Source organism: Ruegeria sp. AL12 (assembly GCF_056540885.1).
In genome coordinates, this window is the sequence record NZ_JBQFXN010000002.1 from 366,075 (window position 1) to 389,867 (window position 23,793).

Below are 23,793 nucleotides of genomic sequence, written 5' to 3' on the forward strand. Positions count from 1 at the left end.
CGCTGCCGGTGACGCCCGAACGAAAACCGGACCGTTTCAGGCAGCAGTCCATTACACCGGAGTGTACGGGGTTTCAGATCCGTTCAGCCCCGCGTACAATCCGCGTTTCCAGACAGTTTCCCGAAAGAACAATCAAACCTTGTGAGAAGCGGCGCCCTGCGCATCCCTTCGCTGTTCTCCGATCACGTTCAGCATGGCATCTACATCTGTACGTACGGTTTGTGTTGCCGCTTCGCGCACCGGGCCAAAACCACGGATATCCAGCGGCGCTGACAGGATCTTCAGGCAGGTTTCCGCCTCCAGCTCGGGGCTGGATTGTTCAATGCGATCCAAGACAGCCAGAAACCAGGCCAGGGTTTCGTTTTCAAGCTTGCGGTCCCTTGAAAACCGGAATGGATCAAGCCAGCCGCCGCGAAGCCTGCGTGCACGCGAAAGGAGCCTCAGAACGGGGGTCATCCAACCACCATAGCTTCGCTTGCGCGGTCGCCCGCGTGCATCCTTGCGACCGGTCAGAACCGGTGGCGCGAGGTGGTATTTGATCCGAAAATCCCCTTCGAACTCGGACCGCAATTGTTTCTCGAATTGTTGCGATGTCAGCAACCGAGCAACCTCGTATTCGTCTTTGGTTGCCATGAGGCGAAACAGGGATTTTGCCGCAAGCGAAAGCGCTTCCTCGCGTATCTGATCAGGCAGTGCTGCGGACAGACGGGCCAGGCGATCCCGGTACTGTTGCGCATAAGCGGCATCGTGATAGATCGCCAATTCATCGGACCGGTAATCGATTATCTGCTGCGACGATTCTTGCGAAAAGCTCTTTTCCTTCGCATTCAGCATCTGCGGGTTTGCAGCGATCACCCGCCCCAGATCAAAGGCCATTATGTTGGCCTCGATCGCGGTTCCATTGAACTTGATCGCCTGTTTGATTGCAACCTCACTGATTGGAATGTTCCCCAGCTGCCACGCGACACCAAACAGCAAGGTATTGGCAAAGACCGAATCCCCCAGCAAATCCACGGCCAACTGGTTTGCATCCAACGCGAAGACATTTTCTTCGCCGACGGTCCGGCGTATCAGCGCTTCTCGTTCGTCGACCTTGAGCTGGGCATCGCGGTGCAAAACAAGGTCGCCTGTTGGCATTTCCGCACGGTTCAGTACGACTTTTGTGCCCTTGCGATAGTGAACCGAGGCTTTGGGCGCCGAAGACACGACCACGTCACACCCAATGACGGCGTCGGCGCTTTTGGCCTCAATTCGGACCTGATTGATTTCTTCGGGCGTGCGGGCAATGCGAACATAGCCGACAACCGTACCGAATTTCTGGGCGAACCCGGTAAAATCCAGCACGCTGGCGCCTTTGCCTTCCAAATGCGCCGCCATCGTCAGAACGGCGCCCACCGTTACGACACCGGTGCCGCCGACCCCACCGACCAAAAGATCGTACGGCGCGTGCAGGTCAGGAAGCTGCGGGTCGGGAACCTTGGCAAGAAGCGACGGGATATCCAGTTTCTGCCTGGGTTCCTTTCGCCGCACCGCCCCTTCCACAGTAATGAAACTGGGGCAAAACCCGTTCAGGCAGGAAAAGTCCTTGTTGCAAGAGTTCAGGTTGACCTTTCGCTTGCGGCCCAATGGGGTTTCCAAGGGTTCGATACTCAGACAGTTGCTTTCGACCGAGCAATCGCCGCAGCCTTCGCACACTGCGGGGTTGATGAAAGCAAACCGCTTGGGGTCTTCTGTTTTTCCACGCTTGCGGCGACGGCGTTTCTCGGTGGCGCAGGTCTGCTCGTAAATCAAAACCGTAACACCTTGGATGTCACGCAACTCACGCTGCACGGCATCCATCTCTTCCCGGGGGTGAAAGCTCGTTCGTGCCGGAAAATCGCTGGAATCGAACTTCGTTATGTCGTCTGAAACCAAGGCGATCCGGTCGACACCTTCTGCGCGACAGGTCTGGGCGATCCCGGTAACGCTGATAGGGCCATCAACAGGCTGCCCCCCCGTCATTGCCACTGCGTCATTGTACAGAATCTTGTAGGTGATGTTCGTACCCGCCGCCACGGCCTGGCGAATGGCAAGCGACCCGGAATGATACCAAGTGCCCTCGCCAAGGTTTTGAAAGATATGTTTGTTGCCACTGTATTTCGAGGCAACAACATGCGGCACACCTTCGCCCCCCATCTGCGCATAACCGACCGTGTTGCGGTTCATCCAACTTGCCATCACGTGACAGCCGATGCCTGACGCAGCCATGCTTCCATCGGGGACTTTGGTGGATGTGTTGTGGGGACAACCCGAGCAAAAATACGGAGCCCTGACCGCACCCGGAACATTCAGAACGGATGGCGGTTCGTCCGTCAGCGCCTTCGCCTTTTCCAGAAATCGCTCTTCCGGGAAAAAACGGTCGAGTCGCTCTGCAACGACCGGAATCAGGTTCAACGGGCTCAACTCTCCGGTCCAGGGAATCAACGGATCACCCGCTGCGCGGTGTTTTCCGACCATCTTTTCGGGTTTGTCCCCCGGCCAGTCATAGAAATATTCCTTGAACTGGCTTTCGATGATCCCGCGTTTTTCCTCGACGACCAGCACTTCTTTTTTGCCACGGACAAAAGACAGCGCATCGCGCCGCGCCAAAGGCCAAACCATCCCCACCTTGTAGATGTCGATGCCCAAACGGCGGCATCCGCTTTCGTCGAGCCCCAGAAGACGCAGCACTTCCATCAGGTCCAGATGGCTTTTGCCCGTTGTGACAATCCCGAATGGGGCATCCTTGATGTCATAGATGCGCCGGTCGATCGGGTTCGCCTCGACAAAAGCCTCGACTGCCCGCAACTTGTGTTCGATCCGCGTCTCGATGGCCGGGCTTGGCAAATCGGCGCTGCGCACGTGCAAGCCGCCCGGCGGCAGATCTATTTCCGGCAAGGTAAATTTACGGTCCGGCTTCAACCGCACGGATTGCCCGCTTTCCACGGTTTCCGAAATCGCCTTGAACCCGACCCAGGTGCCCGAGTATCGGCTCAGCGCGATCCCGTATTCGCCGAACTCCAGGTATTCAGCCACGTTGGCCGGGTTCAGCGTTGGCATGAACCAGGTCATGAAGGCGACGTCGGACTGATGCGGCATTGAAGAAGACACGCAGCCATGATCGTCACCCGCGACAACCAGAACCCCGCCCTTCGGCGACGAGCCATAGGCATTGCCATGGCGCAACGCGTCCCCTGAACGGTCAACTCCGGGGCCCTTCCCGTACCACATCGAAAACACGCCCTCGACCTCACAATCGGGATCAAGCGAGGCCTGCTGGGCACCAAGAACCGCTGTGGCGCCGAGGTCTTCGTTTACGGCCGGCATGAATGTGATCCTGGCCGCCTCGGTTTCCTCTTTCGCTCGCCACAGCTCCAGATCCAAACCTCCAAGAGGAGACCCCCGATATCCGGAGATGAACCCGGCCGTGTTGTTTCCCGCTGCTGCGTCCCTGCGGGCCTGGTCCAACATGATGCGCACCAGAGCTTGCGTTCCCGTCAGGAAAACACGACCCTCTGAGGCTTTGTATCGGTCCGACAGGGCGTAAGTATCGAATTTCAGGGACTGGTCAGTCATGGATGCCTCGCCTTTTCTGGGTATTTTACCGGAATCCTTTGAGGAATCTGTTCTAGCTTCCCGCTATTTCCGGATATTTTTGAAAAATCCTCTCTTCTTTTGTCGCGTTATGGGGTATTTTTCTCGAATGCTTCTCGACTCACGTGACTGCCAACTTCTCGCGCTGCTTCAAAAGGATTGCCGCATCTCAAATGCTGACCTTGCAGAACGGGTGGGCATGTCATCCTCTGCCTGTTGGCGTCGAATCCGCGTGTTTGAAGAGGCCGGCCTGATTTCGCAGTACCGTGCCGAATTGTCGCCTGAACACGCCGGGCTTTCGTTTCAGGCCCTGGTGCATGTTCATCTGACCCGGCACAATCCGGAACATCTTGAACGCTTCATTGCAGCGATCGAGAAGCGCCCGGAAGTTATGGAATGCTACGCAACGACCGGGCAGGCAGATTACCACATGCGGGTGATCTGCAAGGATATCGGGGCTTACAACGTTTTTCTTGAAGAATTCCTGTTTCGCCTGCCGGCGGTGGAAAGCGCGCAAACAAATGTCGTTCTGCGCGAAATCAAACGCAGTAACGCCCTGCCCATTCCTTCCTTTTGAGATCGGTTCCCCGGGTGGGACTTGCCGTCTGGTGTGGGCTTTGTTGCAAAGCTTTGAACGCACCAAGCGAAAGATTCACTCGAACCCGTTCCGAAGCTACGATTTGGCCCGCCAAACTCCACGGAATTGATTTTCATAGAATTTTTCACGGATCAGGTCTGGGAACGCCCCCAAAAACCGTCGCGCAATTCAGCTTCAAGGCAGGTAAAACGTGGTTGCCTTTTCGACCGCAACCTTTTGGATTCCACCTTCTGCGCCGCGCTCTGGGCGGAAGCTTCCATCGACGCCGAAAAGCCGCAAAACCGAATTTCGAAACTGAAGCCATTTTGTTGCTTCGCGTTTCGATCTTCCTGTTTTCTTTACCCGTGCTTGCATCGAGTCCGGCTCCTGTTCGCTGCCGTCATCAGAAGTGTAGCATCATTCCTTTGCTTTTTCAGATTTTTATCACAGAACCTTCCGGCTATTTCGCAATTTCGTCGATCAGCCGCGTCTCGAGAAGCTGGCCATTCTGGTACAGCACCGGGTAAGCAATAGATGCGATATGGCTGTTGAACTCCCGGAACGCCCGCAACGTCTCAAGATGAATATCACTGGTTTCGAAGCTTTCCCGTGACCCGTGCTGCAATCGGCGCAGGTGTCGTTTTCGGCTTTCACGTTCCACCCGTTTGATTTCGGTCTTCTCAAGGCTCAGCAGGCGCGCGCTTTCCAGATCGTCTGAAATAAGCACGTTTGATGCCAGCTTCATGTTGGCCAGAATACCCTCGTGCATTTGAACAAGTTCCGACCAGCCTTCCTGCGAAAAGCTCGAGCCTTTGGCCCGCATTTCACCCGCCAACACGGTCAAGCGCTTGGCCACGACATCACCGGCCGTCTCCAGCCGGATTGCGAATTCCATCAGGTCGCGTGCGGATTTTTCATCCTTTTTTTCATATACATCCGGTGGAATCGCGGAAACGAATGCCCTGATCCCGGACAGGCAATTGTTCACGTCTTCGTCGATGGCCTGTACCGCTCGAATCTGTTGTTTGTCGCCACTGCGATACAATTCCAGGCAAGGCCGGAACATGGTTTCGACAAGGTCGCTCATCCGCAGCAGCTCACGCTTGAGGCTTGGCAGGGCCTGGCTGGGATTTGCCACGTTGCCTATGTCCAATGCGCTGGCCGGTCGTGCCGGTTGCGGAACCAGTTCCTTCTTCTGATCCGGCAAAAACCTTTCGAAGAGAACTTTCAACTTACCGCAAAATGGCAAGGCCAGTAGCAGCAGTGACAGGTTGAACAAAACATGCACATTGACCAGCATCTGCCCGCCTTGCGGGTCTCCCAACAACCCGGTCCGCAAAGCCATGTTGGCGGCAAACAAACTCACCAAAGCCCAACTGCCACGCAATGCCAGGTTGGCATATGGAATGCGCCGGGCCTGGACTGGCATGGCACGGGTGAGCCAGACCGGAATGAAGGCAGAGCCGAAGTTCGCGCCAAACACCAAAGACATCCCGGCGGCGAACGGGATCGCTCCGATCTGCACAAGGGTGACACACATGAGGATGGCCGCCACCGAAGAATGCATGATGAAAGCCAAGGCGCCCCCGACCAGAAACGCGGTGATATAGTCGCGCGCCAGATAATCCGCCACCGCGGGCAGAAACGCGCTGTCCCGAATGGGATCCATTGCCTCGCGAAGGAACCGAAGCGAGATCAGGATAAAGGCCACGCCCATCAGGATGCGCCCCATTTGCCGGGTTTTTTTGGCGTCGGTCTTTACGAACAGATACCCTCCAACCGCTAAAAGCATCGGAACAAGCCAGTCCAGCCGGAACGAAAGAATCTGGATGATCAGCGCCGACCCCAGATCGCCGCCAAGTACAATCGCAAGGCCGGCAGGAAAACTGAGCATTCCACTGGCCGCAAACCCGGAGGTCAACAGAGCAACGGCCGCCGAGCTTTGCAGCACGACCGCCATCGTCAACCCAACCACCGAGGCCTGAAGGTAGCTGCGTTGTTGGGTCATTACCCGCTGGAACGACGCCCCATAGCTGCGCTCGATCCCGGTTCGCACCATACGAACCGCGTAAAGCAGCAGCATCGTCGCCCCGGCAAGGCTGATAAGGAAGCTGACAATTGCCATACTCTACCCCGTTATTCTTTTTGGCCCAGCTTGTCGCGGCGCATTGTATTATTCATGTTACCGGCCGCGATTGGGAAGGGATACATCCCATTTTTGGCCTACAAGGCGTAAACTCCTGTGAGCTTCACCGCAAGCACTTGACCGCGCTTTGGCGGAACATCCGTCACCTATGAACTTGGCCAAGGGCGCCCGGAAGGACGCGGCCCCTGATCCTCTATTGTGACACGAGATCGGAAAGGGGCGTCAACTCTCGGCCTTGATTGCAGCAATTACGATGTCGATTGCGCGGTCCAACTCCAAACGCGAGATGGTCAGCGGCGGTGACAATGTCAGAACGCACCCCTGACTGATCTTATAGCTCAGACCGGCCTCGAGGCAGGCATAGTAGATCCGTTCGGCGCACGCGTTTCCCGGTGTTTTGTCGGCGCGATCATCCACGATTTCGATCCCGAACATCAGGCCCCGTCCCCGGATGTCTCCGACAATCGGAACGTTCTGAAGTTCATCCATCAAGCGACCAATGGCATGTTCACCCAGTTCGGCTGACCGGCGAACCAGGCCTTCGTCTTCGATGATCTGGATCGTCGTCAAAGCGGCCCGGGCGGTGACCGGGTTCTTTTCGTGCGTGTAATGCCCGATGGCAAAATCTCCGCAGACATCCAGCTGTTTGCGGGCGACACAGGCGGCAATTGGCAGGATGCCGCCGCCAAGCGCTTTCCCAAGTGTCACGATGTCCGGGATGATCTCGTCATGTTCAAAGGCGAACATCCTGCCCGTCTTGCCAAGACCCGTCGGGATTTCATCCATGATCAACAGCGCCCCGTGACGGTCGCATGCCTCTCGCACCGTCTTCCAAAATCCCGGCGGCGGGACGTAGGGCACGGCGCGCATCGGTTCCGCAATGACCGCCGCCACATCTCCTTCGCGCTCGAGCACATATTCCACCATTTTCGCACAGGCCAGCCCGCATGTTTCGGGGCCCGCATGATTGTACGGGCATCGATAGCAGGCAAAGGGGGCTACATGTTCGGTGCCGGACAAAAGGGGCCCCGCAATGTGACTGCGAAAGGTCGCCTCTCCGCCGACACTCGCAGCGCCGAACCCCGCGCCATGGAAAGCATCCCAGAAGCTGATCGTTTTGAACCGACCCGTAGCGGCGCGCGCGATCCTGAGGGCAACCTCGTTGGCGTCAGAGCCGCCGGTGGTAAAGAGCATTTTGCCCAGATCACCAGGCACGATCTCTGCCAGTTTTTCAGCCAGTTCCACCGCCGGATCATTGGTAAATCGGCGGGGCGCAAAGGGCAGATCGTCAAGCTGTGCCTTTATGGCGGCTACCAAGCGGGGATGGCCATACCCGATGTGGTGCACCGAGTTGCCGTGGAAATCCATGTACCGGCGGCCCTCGATGTCTTCGATCCAGAGCCCTTCGGCCTTTGCAATGGTGCTGACGCAGGGTGAGGACAGAGATTGATGCAGGAACACGTTCGCATCGCGTTTGAGCAATGGCGATGATTTCGGCCCCATCGACTTTTGCAGCCACGCCTTGCGCGCCTCGGACGTGTTTGATTCCCCTTCAGTGTGGACAATTTGTGGCATCGCCGCTCCTCTTTGCCGTCATCGAAAGATGCGGACCCCGCAAGGCCCGCCAGTACCAGGGAGGAACTGTGTTGCCCTTTCCGCAAAAGGGGTAAGGGCAACAGACTCAGTTAGGCCACGGCAGCGAATAGGTTTTGACGTTGGTGAAAAACTTCATCGCTTCGATGACGCCTTCCTTCACCCCGTTTCCACTGTCCTTGATGCCGCCAAAGGGCGACATTTCAATGCGGTAACCCGGCTGTTCCCAGATGTTGCAGGTGCCGACGTTCAACCCGTTGATGAAGGCAATCGCCCGGTTCAGATCGTTTGTGCAGACACCCGAAGACAGGCCGAACTCGGTTCCGTTGGAAATTGCCATCACTTCTTCGTCGTTGTCCGGCACGCGAACGATCGGCACGATGGGTCCAAAGGTTTCCTCCATCACCAATTCGCTGTCATGGGGCACCTTGTCGACCACGATAGGCGGCAGCAGCGCACCCTGGCGACCGGGGTGGTACAGAATTTCAGCACCTTCTTTTTCCGCCTGAAAAACGCGGTTTTCAAAAACCTCGGCGGCCTTGTCATGGATCACGCATCCAAGTTCGGTTTCCGGGTCTTGAGGATCGCCGAACTTGATCTTCCTGGCCTTCTCAAGAACCAGCGGCACGAATGTATCGGCCACGCTTTCCTGCACGAGAATGCGCTTGACCGCCGTGCAACGCTGGCCGGAATTTCCGGTAGCCCCCGCCACCGCAATGGCTGCCGCCTTGTCCAGATCGGCCTCACTGAGGTCATTCAGAACGATCAGAGGATCGTTGCCGCCGAGTTCCAGCGCCTGACGCTTGTAGACGCCCTTTTCGGCGATCATCTTGCCCACGGGCACACCGCCGGTGAAGGTGATGATATCGATGTGTTCATTGGTGATCATTTCGTCGCCGATGTCACCGGGCCAACCTGTCACGACCTGGAACATCTCGGGCGGCAAGCCGGCCTCATAGAGTATGTCAGCCAGTGTCAATGCGGTCAGCGGCGTCAGCTCGGTCGGTTTGCAAACCATGCAATTGTTGGTGGCAATCGACGGCGCGATCTTGTGGCTGACCATGTTCAGCGGGTGATTGAACGGCGTGATTGCGCTGATTGCTTTCACCGGCTCTCGGGTGGTGAAAATCTTGCGGGCCTTGCCATTGTGGGTCAGGTCGCAGGAGAAGATCTCACCATCATCCTTCAATGCCTCGGCCGCCGCGAATTGATACACGTCCTGCGCGCGCTTGGTTTCGTAGATCGCATGCTGGTGACAGATCCCCAACTCCAGCGTCAGCCATTTCGCAAGATAATCGCGTTTTTCGCCGATCAACTCGCCCGCCCGTTGCAGGATCTGGCTGCGCTCGTATCGGGTCAGCTTGGGTTTGAAATTCGCCGCAATCTCGAACGCCCGGCGCGCATGTTCGGCTGTACCGGCTGGTACGTGACCCACAACCTCGTTTGTGTACGGGTAGAGAACGGGAACGGTGTCGTCGGTAAAGATAATCTCGCCACCGATCCGCATTCCCTCGTTGCGTACTTCGATTTTCGACATGGTCTGATCTTTCATAGCTTACTGTGCCGCCGCTGTTGTTGCGTAGAAGAAGGCATCGAAATTGCGCAGCACGGGTTGGTTTGGCAGGTCGATGACACGGTTCACGATGAAGGGAACTTCCTGCTCGGTCAAACCACCATGGCTGCGCAATGGTTCTTTGAGTGCTGCCAGATCGTGGCGATGCTCGGACGTGCCGATGCAGATGTTTTCACCGGAAACCATCACGATGTCGCCAATGCGGTCGCCCGGCAATTCGAATTGCTCGATCGCCTCGGCCTTGGTCAGAACATGAGTGATGCCGCTGGTCGCCTTGAGCTTGCTGATGATGTCGTCCTGGTCTGCTCCGTCAGGCAAATAGGCGGTTGCAAAAGACCCCAACGCGCCATGATGCACAACGTATGGGTCGGTAATCGGAAGAATGACCCGCGCCGCATCCTTGCCCAACCATTCGTCCATCAGGTCCTGCACGTACACCACCGAGGGGGATCCATCCGCCAAATGCTTGGGCTTCATGCCGTGGTCCGCGGTCACCACGATGGCCGCACCCAGTTCATCCAGTTCGCCCAGATACCGGTCAAACATGGCATAGAAATCGAGTGCGCCTTTTTGATCGGGTGCAAACTTGTGCTGGATATAGTCTGTGGTCGACAAATACATCACGTCGGGCTTGAACTCTTTCAGCAGCTTGACGCCAGCGGCAAAGACAAATTCGGAAAGCTCTGCCGAGTAGACCTCGGGGACGTCCATGCCCAGCCATTCGCTGGCGTTGTCGATGCCATGTTCCGCCAGCGTCGTTTCACCCGACCGCTCGGAAGAAAACGCAACCGCCCTGCCCTCGTCAAATTTCAGCCCGGCCCCCAACAGCGCGCGCAGCTTGTCCTTGGCGGTTACCATCGCCACGCGGAAACCCGCGTCGTAGAATTGGGAAAAAATGGTCGGCGCACGCAGGAAGCGGACATCATTCATCATCACTTCCTCGCCGCTGTCAGGGTCGATGAGGTAGTTGCCGCAGATGCCATGCACGATCGGAGGGCGCCCGGTGGCAATCGAAAGATTGTTGGGGTTGGTGAAGGACGGGATAACGGAATGGGCCAGTCGGTCCGTACCCTCTTCCCGTATCCGCTTGAGATTGGGCATCAGCCCTTTCGCAATCGCGACATCAAGGTATTCGGGCTCGCATCCATCAAGGCAGATGGCAATAGCAGGCACCTTCGGCGTAGGATAGACGCGCTCATTTGCTTCGACAGGGGTTTGAATGGTCATCTGTATTTTCCTTGATGTTTAAGCGGCCAGCTTGGCGCGTTCTTCCAGTGCACGAAGAGGAGGAGCGGCGTTTGTCACGCCCATTTCTTCCAGGGATTCCTTTGCTGCGCGCACGACATTGCGCATGACGTCTTCGTCCATCTGACCGATGCATCCGACGCGGAAACTGTCGACGACAGTCAGCTTGCCCGGGTAGATAATGAACCCTTTGTCCTTCATCAGGTTGTAGAACCGATCGAATACGAATTTCTCATCGGCGGGGCAGAAGAACGTGACGATGATCGGGCTGAGCCAACGATTGTCCAGCAGCGTTTCGAAACCCAGTTCACGCATGCCTGCAACCATGACGTCCCGGTTGCGGGTGTAACGTGCGCCGCGGCCGGCAACACCGCCTTCAGCGGCATGCGCCCGAAGCGCTTCGATAAAGGCGGCGACCACGTGCGTCGGCGGGGTAAAACGCCACTGACCGGTCTTGTTCATGTGCGCCCACTGGGCGTGCACATCCAGAGACAGGGAATGACTGTTACCCTTTGCGGCTTCCAGCTCGTTCTTGCGCGCCACAATGAAGCCAAATCCGGGAACGCCCTCGATGCACTTGTTAGCCGAAGACACCATGGCTTCATATCGAATATCCGAGGGCCTGAGCTCGATCGCGCCAAAGGCAGACATCGAGTCGATCAACAGCTTGCGGCCGGCTGCATATGTGGCCTCGGATATTTCCTCGACGGGGTTCAAGATACCCGAGCTGGTTTCGCAGTGAATGGCAACAACATGCGTGATGGCCGGGTCATCCACGAGAATGCGCGCAACCTCGTCGCCCCGTGGCGGCAGGTAATCGCCCTTGTCCAGCACGATATGGTCCCGCCCCAGATACTGTAGCGTCTGCGCAGAACGTTGCCCATAGGCGCCATTGGCCAATACCAGCGCCTTTCCTTCCGGCGGAATAAAAGACGCCAGCATTGCTTCGACCGAGAAAGAGCCGCTGCCTTGCATTGGCACGCAATCGAAGGCGTCGGCGCCGTTACCCAGCAGGTCCAGCAGGCTTGACCGCAGCTCTCTTGTCATGGCGCGAAAGTCGTCGTCCCAGCTGCCCCAGTCCTTCAGCATGGCCTCTTTCACGGCGTAGGACGTTGTCAAAGGACCGGGTGTCAAAAGGTATGGTTCGCCGAGGCGCGGTTGCTCGATTTTTGGATGGGATGGCGTCATTACCGGGCTCCAGAACAGCGTTTTCACAAACACCATTGCAGCAACGGTTGCTATATGTGAAATTGCAAATATCAATCTAATTATAAGTGCAGCCTATGCACAAATCATTTGGGACCAGTGATGCGGCACAGCCAGCTCAAAGCCTTTCATTACGTGGCCAAACATGGCGGGTTTTCCCGCGCGGCCGAGGCGCTTTTTCTGACGCAGCCGGCGATTTCCGAACAGGTTCGAAAGCTGGAACAGGATCACGACCTGTTGTTGTTTCAGCGCGAACGAAAACGCGTGAACCTCACCCCCGAAGGCGAACAGCTTTACCGGTTCACAAAGCAGTATTTTGAGATCGAAGATCAGATCGAGGACTATCTTTCGGAAACCAAGGCCGCAATCGACGGGGAACTGCGGATCATCGCCGATTCAGCGCATCACATGACGTCTTTCCTGGGGTCGTTTCAAAAGAAGTACCCCAAAATCACCATCACCGTGCGGTCCGGAAACACCGAAGAAATTCTGGAGGAACTTCGGTCGTACAATGCCGAGATCGGTGTTGTCGGCAGCCTGTCCCCCGGCAAGGACATGGATGTGTTGAACCTGGGCTCCACTGAAATCGTGGCCTTTGCCGCCCAAGGCGTGCTTTTGGCATCCAAACCTTCGCTTTCTTTGGAAGAACTGGCCGATCTGCCGCTGGTTTTCAGAGAGCACGGGTCAAAAACACGTCAGAAACTGGAAGAAGAAGCCGAAAGGCGCGGTATCACGTTGAATCCTGCAATCGTTGCGGAAGGGCGCGAGGCCGTTCGCGAGCTTGTGGCCTCGGGCGCAGGCATCGGGTTTGTCTCTCAGGCAGAGTATGGGCATGATGATCGGTTGCGACAAATCAAGCTGAAAGGCGTGAAGCTGCAAATGGGTGAAAGCATGATTTCGCTGTCGCAACGGCGCAACGTAAAGATCATCCGGGCCTTCATGGACTTCGCCCAGCGCGCGCTGGAAGAAAAAAGCCCCCCCGCCGATACCTGACCGGCGGGGGCAGCGTTCCTTTGACTACCGGCTTCGCCAAGCCTGAGTGCGCTTGAGGATGCCTTTTGAAGCAAACAGGTGAACGATCCGGGCAGCCGCGTTGGTGTAAAAGATCATCATGCCCATCGCCGCCGCAGGCGCGATATCCCCGGCATCATCCATGTTCAGCACCGCGATGGACGCAAGCGTCGTTTTGGGAGAGTAAAGAAATACCACTGCCGACACGGTCGTCATCGCATTGACGAACAGATAGATCGAGATGTCCAACACCGCCGGCAGACAAACCGGAACTGTTACCCGTGCGAACAGCTTCATTGTCGGCTGTTTGAGCGAGGCAGACACCGACTCAAATTCTCTGTCCATTTGCTTGAGCGCGGTGACGGCCGTCAGGTGCGATACGGTGTAGAAATGCGTCACGGTGCAAATCACCAAAATCGCCATCGTGCCGTAAATCCCGTTCAGCGGATTGGACGGGTTGTTGAAGAAGAAGATGTAAGACAGCCCCAATACCATGCCCGGGATCGCCATGGGCAGCATCGCGAACATCTGGAAAATCGACCGGCCGGTTCTGAACCCGTTTGATTTTTCCACCAGATAGGCCCCGAAGAACACAACCGTCGTGCCGATGACTGCCGTCAGCAACGCCAGTTTGATCGAGTTGAAATACGACCCCCAGCCGCCGCCGTCCATTCTGTTGAACTGATAGTTCTTGAGGCTCAGACTCAGGTCGTAGGGCCAGAACTTGATCAGCGCCGCAAACTGACACACTGCCAGAAGACCAACGATGAACAGGCCGATCAGGCTGCAATAGATCAGGAATATTCGGTCAGCTTTCGGGTTCGGCGTCGCCTGATATGGCACGGAACGCGCTGAAAGCAGCGCAACCTGCTTGGACTGAACCATTCGATCGATGGCAAAAGCCAGAATGGCCGGGATGACCAGAACCACAGAGACCACGGCGCCCATTTCAAAATTCTGCTGGCCGATCACCTGTTTGTAGATATCCACGGCAAGCACGTTGAATTGACCACCGATGACCTTCGGCAATCCGAAATCGGTGATCACCAGGTTGAACACGACAAAGGCCGCCGAGATCAGGCCATAGCGAGCCCCGGGAATGGTTACGGTCCAGAAGGTCCGCCATGGCGTCGACCGCAAGCTGGCCGCAGCTTCATACAGGCGCGCGTCAGATATCGCGAGCGCGGTCGATATGATCAGAAACGCGTGCGGAAAGGTAAAGAAAACCGATCCGATCACGATGCCTATGGGGCCGTAAATGCTGGCACCGAACAGCAACTCCTTGATCATGCCCTGATTGCCGAACAGGTAGACCAACGCGATGCCCGGCAAAAGCGACGGAACCAGGATCGGTGCCATCGCAATGAGGCGAAAAACACCCTTGAACCGCATGCAGCTTCGGTTCAGCGCATAGGCGAACCAAAACGCCAGTGTCACCGTCACAATGGTGCTGACTACCGAGATCCAAAGCGAGTTCTTGATCGAATTGAACAATGCCGGTGTCGAGAAGTAGTTGATGAAATTGTCCAACCCTCGCGACTGGACCGGCCGCATTTGCACCCGGCGGAACGTGTTGGAATCCAGCTCGACCCAATCGGTGCCTTCATTCAATGTCGACCCAACCAGAAAGCGCCCGGTATCCGTCGTGTTGCGGATCTTGTACATCACCGGGCTGCGAAAGCTGAAATCAGGAAAGAATCCGGTCACCGGCAAGCGCCCGTCCGAACCCGTCACCAGATCAGAGTCGGAATAGACCCCCAATTGCCTGTTCAACTCGTCCGCCGACAGGATCGTTCCATCAAAGACGCCTGCGTCGTCACTTACCTGAAACTCGTACTGGGACAGCTCGACCCGATAGGTCGAAAACGACTTGGACAGCATCGTGTAAAGCGGCAACGCCAATGTCACGACCAGATACAGCGCGATCACCATCATGCTGCCGCGCATCAGGATATCATCACGGCTGAGCTTGGGCTTGATGTCCGGCCCGACCGGCAGGCTGTCCTGATTGGTAGAAACCGAGCTCATGCCTTGGCCTCCGGCACTTCAAACGCCATAAGGCGGTTCTCGGGAAGCTCAATCACCACGCTGCGCCCCTCTTCCAGTTCCAGACGACGCACGGCGTTGATCGAGAAATCCGCGATCAGTTCCGATGATCCGAACTTCTCGTTGTTCAAGCGGCAGCGCCAGAACGAACCCAGGAACTCCATCTCATCCAGCGTCACCTCTATGCAGTTCCGATTGCCGCCCGTGTCGAGATAACCAGCTTCATGAGGGATGATGTCTTCGGGTCGAATGGCCGCGATGATCGGGGTTCCATCGTTGAACTTGTGGCTGAGGCAGGCAAAGGTCTTTTCCCCGACGCTCAAACGTCCGCCTTTGGTGACCTGTGACCCGATCTGGTTCATTTCACCGATAAAGTCGGCAACGAACAGATTGGCCGGTTCCCGGTAGATTTCGGTAGGGGGCCCCACCTGTTCGATCACTCCGTGATTCATGACCACGATCCGGTCTGCCATGGCCAGCGCTTCTTCCTGATCGTGGGTCACCATCACGGTGGTCACACCCAGCTTGCGCTGCAACTCCTTGATCTCGTGCCGCAGATGAACACGTACTTTGGCGTCCAGCGCCGACAGGGGTTCGTCCAACAGCAAAAGTCCGGGGTTGGTAGCAATGGCACGCGCCAGCGCAATCCGTTGCTGCTGACCACCTGACAATTGCGCCGGATATTTCTTGCCCTGATCCGGCAGACCAACCAGGGTCAAGAGTTCGTTTACGCGAACAGCGATATTCGATTTGCTGCGGCCTGTGTTTTCAAGGCCAAAAGCGATGTTCTTTTCAATGGTCAGATTTGGGAACAACGCGTAGGACTGAAACACGATCCCGAAATCACGCTCGGACGGTGGCAGATTGGACACGTCCTTGCCATCCTGCATGACCGTACCCTTGGTCTGCAAGTCCAATCCGGCGATTGCCCGCAAAAGAGTGGTCTTGCCGCACCCGGACGGGCCGAGGAAACAAACAAACTCGCCCTCGTTGATTTCCAAAGAGATGTCCTTGAGCGCCAGAAAGTTTCCGAACGCTTTCCACAAATTTTGGATGCTGAGATACAGTTCACCGGGTGGTGTTTTCTGAAGCACGGGAGAAGTCCTCACATCTGCACCTCGGGCGCGGCCGGTCCTGGCCGGTTGAAACCGGGTGAGTAAGTTGTTTTTCGGGGAACAAGAGACTGGTGCGCAGGAGAGGCACGAAAGCCTCTCCTGCCAATGGGGTTACTTCGCTTCCGACTTTCCGTCATAGCGAGACTGCCATTCCTTCAGGATTGCCGCGCGATTGTTGGCGGCAAACTCAAAATCATTTTCGATCATTGCATCCAGAAGACCCTCTGGGAAGTGCTCAACCGGTTTTGCAACGCCCGGATAGGCGACAACTGCATAGCCGGTGTTGTACATCTCGTTGGCTTCCTTGGTGACGGTAAAGTCCACCAGCTTCTGCGCGGCCTCCAAATTGGCGGTGCCAGCAACAATTGCGGTGGCTTCCATGTCCCATCCCACGCCCTCAGAAGGCACGATGATCTCAAGCGGCGCGCCGTCAGCTTTGGATTTTGCCCCGCGGAACGCAAAAGAAATGCCAATCGGGATTTCGCCTGCTGCGGCCAGTTTGCAGGGTTTTGAACCTGAATGGGTGTAGCGCGCGATGTTCTCGTGCAGCGCATCCATGTATTCCCAACCACCTTCTTCACCGAACATCTGCAACCAGCTGGACACATCAAGGAAACCGGTGCCCGATGAGTTCGGATTGGGCATGATCACCTGATCTTTGTACATCGGATCGGTGAGATCCTTCCAGGATGTCGGCGGGGTCAACCCGGCTTTCTCTGCCTCCACGGTGTTGTAGCAGACGGATGCAACCCAGGCGTCCATGCCGACCCAAGCAGGGGGGTTGTCGCCATCAACAAATTTTTTGTCCAGCTTTTCCACACCGGCCGGCGCATAAGGCTCCAACATACCTTCTGATTTCAGCAGCAGCAGCGACGTGGCGGCCAGGCCCCAAACTACGTCGGCCTGCGGATTATCACGCTCTGCCAACAATTTCGCCGTAATGATCCCGGTCGAGTCGCGAACCCAATTGATCTTGATATCAGGGTGGCTTTGATTGAAAGTTTCGGCATACCGGGCCAAATCTTCCGCCTCGACTGCGGTATAAACTGTCAATTCCGTTTCCGATGCCGCAACCGTTGCCGTTAGCGCACCTATAGTCAGAGCTGCGAGAAGTGATGCTTTGTGTTTCATTGTGATCCTCTGTTGGTAGTAATGTTATTTTCGCCATTCTTGCGCGGCGTTCGAACTCGATTATTGTGCACCGATTGTTTGACAGCAGTTTGACAGATAAAAACGCCAATAAAAATCGATTATATCTTCGATGTCATAAGCATTTCCTATAGATGAAATCCGCCCGCCCCAGATGATCAGCGCGGAACGGGACCATGACGATCAACAGATCAACAGGGCTTGTCAAAGGCGCTGAATTCTTCCGACTTTCCTGCGGTGGCGCAAAAACGCTCAACGTGTCATCGCAAGGAGTCCGATCCCGATCGCGACAATGGTCGCTGCAAGAAGCCTGTTGGATTTCGGCCCTTCGCCGTACCACATCACACCAATAAGCGATGCAAAGATAACCGAACTTTCCCTAAGGGCGGACACCACGCCCAAGGGCGCGACCGTCTTGGCATACAGCACCAGCCCATACGCCAGGCCAGAGATGACGCCGCCTGTCAGACCCGCCCAGACATAGCGCCTGGGCAGCGCGACGAAACGCTGCCATCTGGTCGCGAAGATAAACCCGGCAACAAAAATTTCGGCAACGAACAATGCCGCAATATATCCCAGTATGTTCCCGGACAGTCGGATACCAATGCCGTCCACAATCGAATAGGACGCTATCATCAGACCCGTGCCAAACGCCGCCGCCACGGCGACCCAGCTTGTGTTTCGGCCCAGCCCGACCAGGGACAGGCACCCAATCCCAGCCGAGATGCAGACAATGCCGACCCACGCGATCGGCGGCAGAAACTCACCCGCGAAAAGAATGGCACCCACCGTGACCAGAATTGGCGTCATCCCGCGTGAGATCGGGTACACCACCGACAGATCTCCATGTTTGTACGCGGTGTTGAGAAACCAATAGTACCCCCAGTGGATCAGGGTCGAGCCGATGATGAAGGGGAACGCCGCCCAAACCGGCAAGCCGATAAAAGGCAACGCAATCAGCGCAGGCACGGCGTGGCCAAGCGCCACCAACCCCAAAACAACCGCTTTGTCGGGCGCGCCTTTGACAACCGCATTCCAGAGCGCGTGCAACACGGCTGCGGTCAATACGATGAGAACTGCCTGCAACGTCATTGTGGCCCGACGATAGGAGCTGAATATTTGTCTTGCGTCACAATTCGGCTTTCAGAGCGCTTGTTTGCGCGCGCGCATGCAGTGGCCCGACCGAAGCATGACCTGCATCGCGGCGGCAACGGTTTAGGGGGCTCAAACCCGCTGAGCAATGCAACCCCGGCGAGGGGCGGATCCGGTTGGTCATCGCGGGTTGGGTGCACAACTGACGATCCAGACCAGCCGCATGCCATGTGGTGCCGCGGCTTGGTTGCCCCTGCGCAGTAGGCACCACGTCACGATGCCCCTTTCCGGTCAGATGAAACGCAACCGCGCAGCCAATGATGATGCCTTTGACAATGACATGCTGCGCTGTGCTGAAGTTTGGTGTCAGCCATCGGCTCGCTCCGTACTCAGGGATTCGGATTTCCCTTCACCCTATTTGTACTTTGCAAAATTTGGCAATTGTTTTCCTGTTATTGCGTCATGCTTTCACGATATCCACGGGCTGGCTTTGCAGCGCGTCAGCTATGCTGTTGGGCAACTCCTCATCCACCACCAGTGTCGCTTTAACCGGCAGAGGTTTCATTACGATCGGACCAACCATGTCGAACTTGCTGCTATCAGCCAGGATCAGCGGCCGCTGCGACCGCTGCATCATCATATGACGCAGGTTGGCGCCTTCCAGCGAGAAATCCGTAAACAATGCCCGAGAGCTCACACCGCCGACCCCGATCAACGCATATTCTGCATTGTACCGCGACAGGTGGTCGAGCGTGTCCAAACCCAATGTGGCATTCTCTGAAAAATCCAGCCGCCCGCCCAGCAGCGTGACTTCGGCGGCCGCCGGCGCCAACACAGATGCAATCGCCAAATCATTGGTATATATGGTAAGATTTTGCCGTACAGCGGCCAGAGCCTGCGCCGCCGCCACTGTCGTTGACCCGCTGTCGATTATCACGCTGGCCCCGTCCGGGATCACGCTTGCCACATAGGCTCCAATCCGTTCCTTGCCTTGCGGGTTGGTTTGAGCCCGGTCGGCCATCGGAGGTTCCCGCCTGCGGATACTGGTCGCGCCGCCCCGCACCTGATGAAGCTTGTTCTCCAGTGCCAACTGTTCAATATCCTTGCGCACGGTTTCCCGTGACACACCAAGCCGTTCCGTCAGCGAACGGATCGAGACCGCAGGCTGGCGCGAGACTTCTTCCAGTATGATCGCGTGGCGTTCAGGTGCGAGCATTGGCCGGCCCTTTGGTTTTGGACTGCACGAATATGCCAAAATTTGCAAACATGGTACAGCCCAAACACCCAATCAGACACGCGTTGCCATGGCGCAGCGGTGACGCGCTCACACCAATGGTCCAGAGCGGTCAATGGACCCTGCCACCGGGCACGCAGTGACTACGCTGTATAGATGGGGAACGATTTGCACAACGCGGCGACCGAGGCTTTGCAGAGCAGAATTGTCGCGTCGGTATCACCCGCGGCCTCAGCTTCGATCAGATCCGCAATCACGTTTGCCAATTGGTCGAACTCGGCCTCTTTCATTCCGCGGGTCGTTGCCGCGCTCACGCCCAGGCGCAATCCAACCCATTCTGGCGGTCGCGTGCTGTCATTGGGGATCGCGTTTTTGTTGGTCGTGATATTGGCCTTCTCCAGAACGACCTCGGCACGTTTGCCTGTGATACCCTTGGGGCTGAGATCCACGAGCACCAGATGCGTGTCAGTACCACCGGACACTATACGCAACCCCCGGGACTGCAAGGTTTCCGCGAGTTTGGCGGCGTTGGCTTTGACCTGCGCTCCGTAGTCCTTGAATTCATCCGTAAGCGCTTCGGCAAGGCAAACTGCTTTGGCCGCCAGAACCTGGCTGTGGATCGAACCCTGAACGCCGGGGAAAACCGCAGATTGCAGCCTCTTGAACCAGTCCTTGTTGTTGGTGAGGATCAACCCGCCACGAGGACCACGCAGTGTTTTTGTCGTGGTGCACGTCACAATGTCCGCATGCGGAAAAGGCGAAGGATGCACGCCCGCGGCGACCAGCCCGGCAATATGGGCCATGTCCACGTGAAAATGCGCACCGACCTTCCTGGCGATTTGCCCCATGCGCCCGAAGTCGATTTCGCGTGGATAGGCAGACCCACCCGCGATCAGCAACTTTGGCCGGATTTCCTCGGCCAGTTTTTCCAGCGCATCGCAGTCAATGACCTCGGATTCGGCATCGACACCATAATGATGCGGTTCGAACCAGCGACCCGACAGGTTGGCCTTCAGGCCGTGACTCAGATGACCGCCGGCGGCCAGATCCAGCGACAAGACCCTGTCACCAGGCTTGAGCAGCAGAAAGAAAACAGCAAGGTTCGCCTGGCTGCCGGAATGAGGCTGAACATTGGCATAGTCGCATCCGAACAGTTCCCCGGCGCGGTCGATTGCCGCCTGCTCGACGACGTCGACAAACTGACCGCCGCCGTGGAACCGGTTTCCCGGATACCCTTCAAGCGTCTTGTTGGTCATCTCATGCCCGAGAGCATCCAGCACCGCGCGGCTGACGATATTTTCGGACGCGATCAGCTCAATTTGATCCTGCTGGCGCTTTTTCTCGTTTGCAAGAGCTTCTGCGACGACGGGGTCGGTCATCCTGACTGGGTTTTCAAAGTGCCGCGACATCCGGGCTCCTCCGATGCGATTGCGTTTTTTCCAAAATTCCAGAGTTCCACTGGCCGAAGCAAATCAGTATTGCTATTTATTTGCCGCAGAAAAACTAAGGCTTAAATGGATGTCACTTTCCCCTCGTCGCCCGAAAGGCCCACACCTCAATGCTTTACGAGCATTTGAAGCGGCGGCTCGGCTTGGAAGTTTTGCCGCTGCGGCAGACGAGCTATCCGTTACTCCGGGCGCGATAACTCAGCACGTCAAGGCCCTTGAAGCCTGGGCCGGCACCCAACTTTTTGTCCGGAATGCCCGCGGGGTCGAGATGACGGCGCTTGCCGAAGAGCTTTTGCCCGGGTTCACCCAGGCGTTTGATCAATTGGGAATGGCCGTGCAGGAACTTCGAACCAAGGCCCTGCCGCGCAAGGTCAAGGTCGCCGCGCTGCCGTCGATCGCGCAATTGTGGCTGGCGCCCAGACTTGGAGCGCTCAGGCAAATTGCCCCGGATTTGTCCGTGTCTGTTGTGGCCCTTGAAACGCCGCCAAACCTTGCGCGTGAACCATTTGACATGACTTTGTTCTTTTCCGGTGAACCGATCGGAATCAACGAAATCAAAATAGCCGAAGATGTGATTTTCCCGGTTTGCGCGCCCTCGGTCGCGGACAGATTGAAATCTGTTTCAGATCTTTCGCAGGAAACCCTTCTCCATGACGGGGCATGGGCAAATGATTGGGACATTTGGCTGAACAGCCAACCAGATGGCGCAGGTGTACCGAAGACGGGGACCGTGCACTCGTTGTATTCCGTCGCGCTGGAAGAGGCGCGTCATGGCGGTGGCGTGTTGATGGCGCACGAAGTTCTGGTTCAGAACTTGCTGGACAATGGCGATCTGGTTCGCCCGTTTTCGGCCTCGTTGAAGCTGCCCCGCGCAATGGTGGCCAAATTCACACCCTCTTTCAGCAGATCCCCCGCCTTCAAAGAGTTCAGATCGTTTTTGCTGAACGCAAACTGAAAAGCGGTGCCCGCAAAACGGGTTGTTTACAACGATCAGGCCCGCCTTCCTCTGACAGTCTCGGCTGGCCATACTTCGCGACGGATCCTTCGGGCAATACCATCAAATCCGTGAAGCTTCACATACTTAAGTCGTGGTCCGGCCTCGGACTGGAAGGTTGAGAAACGCGCCCCGACGATGCAAGCTGCTGTCAAGAACCATGGTTCGGGACGGAGGAAGAATGTCAGACGCGCGCCCCTCGGCGGAAACCGATCCTGGTCTCGCCGTACGCGACCTGAGCTTTCATTATGGCGCCAAGGCGGCTTTGGATGCTGTCTCTTTTGACGTGTCGGCGGGGATGTTCTGCGGTCTGCTTGGTCCGAATGGGGCCGGTAAATCGACACTGGTGTCGCTGCTCACGCGATTGCTTGTCGCGCCGGACGGTGAAATCACGGTCGCGGGCCATGATCTGCGCCAATCCCCACGCAAGGCGCTGGCAAAGCTTGGCGTGGTCTTTCAGCAACCGACACTGGATCTGGGTTTGACGGTGCGCCAGAACATGGCCTATTTCGCAGCTCTGCATGGGTTGTCGCGATCCGAAGTCCCCGACCGTATCGACGAGGCGCTGGATCGGCTGAACATGCGCGACCGCGCCGGGGAACGAGTGCGCGATCTCAATGGTGGTCATCGCCGCCGGATGGAACTGGCGCGTGCCCTGCTGCACGAACCTTCGGTGTTGCTGTTGGACGAACCGACCGTTGGGCTTGATGCCGCGGCTCGGCACGCGATAACCGACCATGTGCACGACCTGGCGGAACAGGGGCTGTGCGTGTTGTGGGCCACGCATCTGACAGATGAAATGCGCGATGACGACCAGCTTCTGGTTCTGCATCGCGGTCAGATTCTTGCCAGTGGGCAGGTGGGCCGCCTGCGGGGGGATCAAACACTGTCCGATTGGTTCCTGTCCCGAACCGAGGTGCCGGCATGAACGGGTTCCTGGGAGTCGCCCGCGCCATCATCGGACGCGAGTTTCTGCGTTTCATCCATCAACGCGAACGATTTCTGGCAGCTCTGGTCCGGCCAATGGTTTGGCTTTTGATCTTCGCAGCAGGGTTTCGAGCGGCCCTCGGCCTGTCGATCATTCCCCCCTACCAGACCTATATCACTTACGAGACCTATATCGTCCCCGGACTGTGTGCGATGGTTCTGTTGTTCAATGGGATGCAAAGCTCGCTCAGCCTTGTCTACGACCGCGAGATGGGCTCGATGCGCCTGCTGCTGACCAGCTCGTTCCCACGCTGGTGGCTGTTGTTCTGCCGTCTGCTGGGATCAACCGCGATATCCATCCTGCAAGTCTATACGTTTCTCGGATTGGCCGCTGTGTTCGGCATTGTCCTGCCCCTACCCGGATATGTCGCGGTTCTGCCTGGGCTGGTTCTGGGCGGTCTGATGCTGGGCGCGCTTGGGCTGGTGTTGTCCAGTTTCATCAAGCAGCTGGAGAATTTTGCCGGGGTGATGAACTTTGTCATCTTCCCGATGTTCTTCCTGTCCTCCGCCCTTTATCCGCTGTGGAAAATGGCCGAAAGCTCGCCATTGCTGCGTGATATCTGTGCCCTCAATCCTTTCACGCATGTGGTCGAGTTGATCCGGTTTCTGCTTTACTTGCAGATCAACTGGGGGGCCCTGCTGTGGGTTCTGGCGTCAACCGCGATACTGAGCGCGATCGCCGTTTGGGGGTATGATCCGGCCCGGGGTCTGATGAGGCGAAAATTATGACGGCCGCGCCACAAACCGCAAAGCGGAGTCTGCTTC

The 23,793-nt window shown here is 56.9% G+C and carries 17 protein-coding genes; 5 read left to right on the forward strand and 12 right to left on the reverse strand.

The features are described 5' to 3' along the window. Positions 1-132 precede the first annotated feature (132 nt). Positions 133-3,594 carry an indolepyruvate ferredoxin oxidoreductase family protein gene (locus tag ACR0C6_RS09525; protein ID WP_480618980.1) on the reverse strand — a complete coding sequence of 1,154 codons (3,462 nt, stop codon included), beginning with the start codon at positions 3,592-3,594 and terminating at the stop codon, positions 133-135. A 127-nt stretch (positions 3,595-3,721) separates the two neighbouring features. On the opposite strand from ACR0C6_RS09525, the gene ACR0C6_RS09530 reads away from it, so the two are divergent. After that, positions 3,722-4,189, forward strand: coding sequence for an Lrp/AsnC family transcriptional regulator (locus tag ACR0C6_RS09530; RefSeq protein WP_171641016.1), 468 nt, complete (start codon positions 3,722-3,724; stop codon positions 4,187-4,189). Between the two features lie 460 nt (positions 4,190-4,649). On the opposite strand, the gene ACR0C6_RS09535 is transcribed toward ACR0C6_RS09530, so the two are convergent. The 5 genes from ACR0C6_RS09535 to ACR0C6_RS09555 all read right to left on the reverse strand — a co-directional run bounded on the left by ACR0C6_RS09535 (position 4,650) and on the right by ACR0C6_RS09555 (position 11,934). Next, complete coding sequence (locus ACR0C6_RS09535) at positions 4,650-6,314, reverse strand: Na/Pi cotransporter family protein (protein WP_480618982.1); 1,665 nt, start codon at positions 6,312-6,314, stop codon at positions 4,650-4,652. 243 nt (positions 6,315-6,557) lie between these two features. Then, on the reverse strand, positions 6,558-7,910 hold the full coding sequence (pbfA, locus tag ACR0C6_RS09540; RefSeq protein ID WP_480618984.1) for a (R)-1-hydroxy-2-aminoethylphosphonate ammonia-lyase: 1,353 nt from the start codon (positions 7,908-7,910) through the stop codon (positions 6,558-6,560). Between the two features lie 106 nt (positions 7,911-8,016). Then, positions 8,017-9,480, reverse strand: a complete 1,464-nt coding sequence (phnY, locus tag ACR0C6_RS09545; RefSeq protein ID WP_480618985.1) for a phosphonoacetaldehyde dehydrogenase — start codon at positions 9,478-9,480, stop codon at positions 8,017-8,019. Between the two features lie 3 nt (positions 9,481-9,483). Continuing rightward, on the reverse strand, positions 9,484-10,728 hold the full coding sequence (gene phnA / locus ACR0C6_RS09550; RefSeq protein WP_171637143.1) for a phosphonoacetate hydrolase: 1,245 nt from the start codon (positions 10,726-10,728) through the stop codon (positions 9,484-9,486). Between the two features lie 18 nt (positions 10,729-10,746). Then, positions 10,747-11,934, reverse strand: a complete 1,188-nt coding sequence (locus tag ACR0C6_RS09555) for a 2-aminoethylphosphonate--pyruvate transaminase (protein WP_480618987.1) — start codon at positions 11,932-11,934, stop codon at positions 10,747-10,749. Between the two features lie 120 nt (positions 11,935-12,054). Here ACR0C6_RS09555 and ACR0C6_RS09560 point away from each other — a divergent pair, with 120 nt between their 5' ends. Beyond that, positions 12,055-12,945, forward strand: coding sequence for a LysR substrate-binding domain-containing protein (locus ACR0C6_RS09560; RefSeq protein WP_152460090.1), 891 nt, complete (start codon positions 12,055-12,057; stop codon positions 12,943-12,945). 24 nt (positions 12,946-12,969) lie between these two features. Here ACR0C6_RS09560 and ACR0C6_RS09565 read toward each other — a convergent pair whose 3' ends face one another. The 6 genes from ACR0C6_RS09565 to ACR0C6_RS09590 all read right to left on the reverse strand — a co-directional run bounded on the left by ACR0C6_RS09565 (position 12,970) and on the right by ACR0C6_RS09590 (position 20,978). Further along, positions 12,970-14,991 (reverse strand): putative 2-aminoethylphosphonate ABC transporter permease subunit, encoded by a 2,022-nt coding sequence (locus ACR0C6_RS09565; protein ID WP_480618988.1) that lies wholly within the window; start codon positions 14,989-14,991, stop codon positions 12,970-12,972. Further along, entirely contained in the window at positions 14,988-16,103 is a 1,116-nt protein-coding gene (locus tag ACR0C6_RS09570; protein ID WP_480618990.1) for a putative 2-aminoethylphosphonate ABC transporter ATP-binding protein, read from the reverse strand. The genes ACR0C6_RS09565 and ACR0C6_RS09570 overlap by 4 nt, the downstream gene beginning before the upstream one ends. Positions 16,104-16,235: 132 nt before the next feature. Then, a complete protein-coding gene (locus ACR0C6_RS09575; RefSeq protein WP_480618992.1) occupies positions 16,236-17,255 on the reverse strand; it encodes a putative 2-aminoethylphosphonate ABC transporter substrate-binding protein in 1,020 nt (339 codons plus the stop codon). Positions 17,256-17,525: 270 nt separating this feature from the next. Continuing rightward, complete coding sequence (locus ACR0C6_RS09580) at positions 17,526-18,365, reverse strand: EamA family transporter (protein WP_480618994.1); 840 nt, start codon at positions 18,363-18,365, stop codon at positions 17,526-17,528. A 460-nt stretch (positions 18,366-18,825) separates the two neighbouring features. Next, positions 18,826-19,581 carry a DeoR/GlpR family DNA-binding transcription regulator gene (locus ACR0C6_RS09585; RefSeq protein ID WP_480618996.1) on the reverse strand — a complete coding sequence of 252 codons (756 nt, stop codon included), beginning with the start codon at positions 19,579-19,581 and terminating at the stop codon, positions 18,826-18,828. 161 nt (positions 19,582-19,742) lie between these two features. Further along, positions 19,743-20,978 (reverse strand): serine hydroxymethyltransferase, encoded by a 1,236-nt coding sequence (locus ACR0C6_RS09590; protein WP_480618998.1) that lies wholly within the window; start codon positions 20,976-20,978, stop codon positions 19,743-19,745. Between the two features lie 139 nt (positions 20,979-21,117). Between ACR0C6_RS09590 and ACR0C6_RS09595 the strand changes: the two genes are divergently transcribed. The 3 genes from ACR0C6_RS09595 (at position 21,118) to ACR0C6_RS09605 (ending at position 23,757) form a co-directional block, all read left to right on the forward strand. Beyond that, complete coding sequence (locus ACR0C6_RS09595) at positions 21,118-22,002, forward strand: LysR family transcriptional regulator (RefSeq protein WP_480618999.1); 885 nt, start codon at positions 21,118-21,120, stop codon at positions 22,000-22,002. A gap of 220 nt (positions 22,003-22,222) precedes the next feature. Then, the gene (locus tag ACR0C6_RS09600) at positions 22,223-22,969 is read left to right on the forward strand and encodes an ABC transporter ATP-binding protein (RefSeq protein WP_480446235.1); all 747 of its coding nucleotides are present in this window, start codon (positions 22,223-22,225) and stop codon (positions 22,967-22,969) included. Further along, entirely contained in the window at positions 22,966-23,757 is a 792-nt protein-coding gene (locus ACR0C6_RS09605) for an ABC transporter permease (RefSeq protein ID WP_480619001.1), read from the forward strand. The genes ACR0C6_RS09600 and ACR0C6_RS09605 overlap by 4 nt, the downstream gene beginning before the upstream one ends. Positions 23,758-23,793: the final 36 nt, after the last annotated feature.

Excerpts from the sequence above, each read along its gene's own strand:
- ACR0C6_RS09600 (WP_480446235.1), top strand. The coding sequence starts at position 22,223 with ATGTCAGACGCGCGCCCCTCGGCGGAAACCGATCCTGGTCTCGCCGTA.
- pbfA (WP_480618984.1), bottom strand. The coding sequence starts at position 7,910 with ATGCCACAAATTGTCCACACTGAAGGGGAATCAAACACGTCCGAGGCG.
- phnA (WP_171637143.1), bottom strand. The coding sequence starts at position 10,728 with ATGACCATTCAAACCCCTGTCGAAGCAAATGAGCGCGTCTATCCTACG.
- ACR0C6_RS09590 (WP_480618998.1), bottom strand. The coding sequence starts at position 20,978 with ATGACCGACCCCGTCGTCGCAGAAGCTCTTGCAAACGAGAAAAAGCGC.
- phnY (WP_480618985.1), bottom strand. The coding sequence starts at position 9,480 with ATGAAAGATCAGACCATGTCGAAAATCGAAGTACGCAACGAGGGAATG.
- ACR0C6_RS09565 (WP_480618988.1), bottom strand. The coding sequence starts at position 14,991 with ATGAGCTCGGTTTCTACCAATCAGGACAGCCTGCCGGTCGGGCCGGAC.
- ACR0C6_RS09530 (WP_171641016.1), top strand. The coding sequence starts at position 3,722 with ATGCTTCTCGACTCACGTGACTGCCAACTTCTCGCGCTGCTTCAAAAG.
- ACR0C6_RS09580 (WP_480618994.1), bottom strand. The coding sequence starts at position 18,365 with ATGACGTTGCAGGCAGTTCTCATCGTATTGACCGCAGCCGTGTTGCAC.
- ACR0C6_RS09555 (WP_480618987.1), bottom strand. The coding sequence starts at position 11,934 with ATGACGCCATCCCATCCAAAAATCGAGCAACCGCGCCTCGGCGAACCA.
- ACR0C6_RS09525 (WP_480618980.1), bottom strand. The coding sequence starts at position 3,594 with ATGACTGACCAGTCCCTGAAATTCGATACTTACGCCCTGTCGGACCGA.
- ACR0C6_RS09605 (WP_480619001.1), top strand. The coding sequence starts at position 22,966 with ATGAACGGGTTCCTGGGAGTCGCCCGCGCCATCATCGGACGCGAGTTT.
- ACR0C6_RS09595 (WP_480618999.1), top strand. The coding sequence starts at position 21,118 with ATGTCACTTTCCCCTCGTCGCCCGAAAGGCCCACACCTCAATGCTTTA.
- ACR0C6_RS09585 (WP_480618996.1), bottom strand. The coding sequence starts at position 19,581 with ATGCTCGCACCTGAACGCCACGCGATCATACTGGAAGAAGTCTCGCGC.
- ACR0C6_RS09575 (WP_480618992.1), bottom strand. The coding sequence starts at position 17,255 with ATGAAACACAAAGCATCACTTCTCGCAGCTCTGACTATAGGTGCGCTA.
- ACR0C6_RS09535 (WP_480618982.1), bottom strand. The coding sequence starts at position 6,314 with ATGGCAATTGTCAGCTTCCTTATCAGCCTTGCCGGGGCGACGATGCTG.
- ACR0C6_RS09560 (WP_152460090.1), top strand. The coding sequence starts at position 12,055 with ATGCGGCACAGCCAGCTCAAAGCCTTTCATTACGTGGCCAAACATGGC.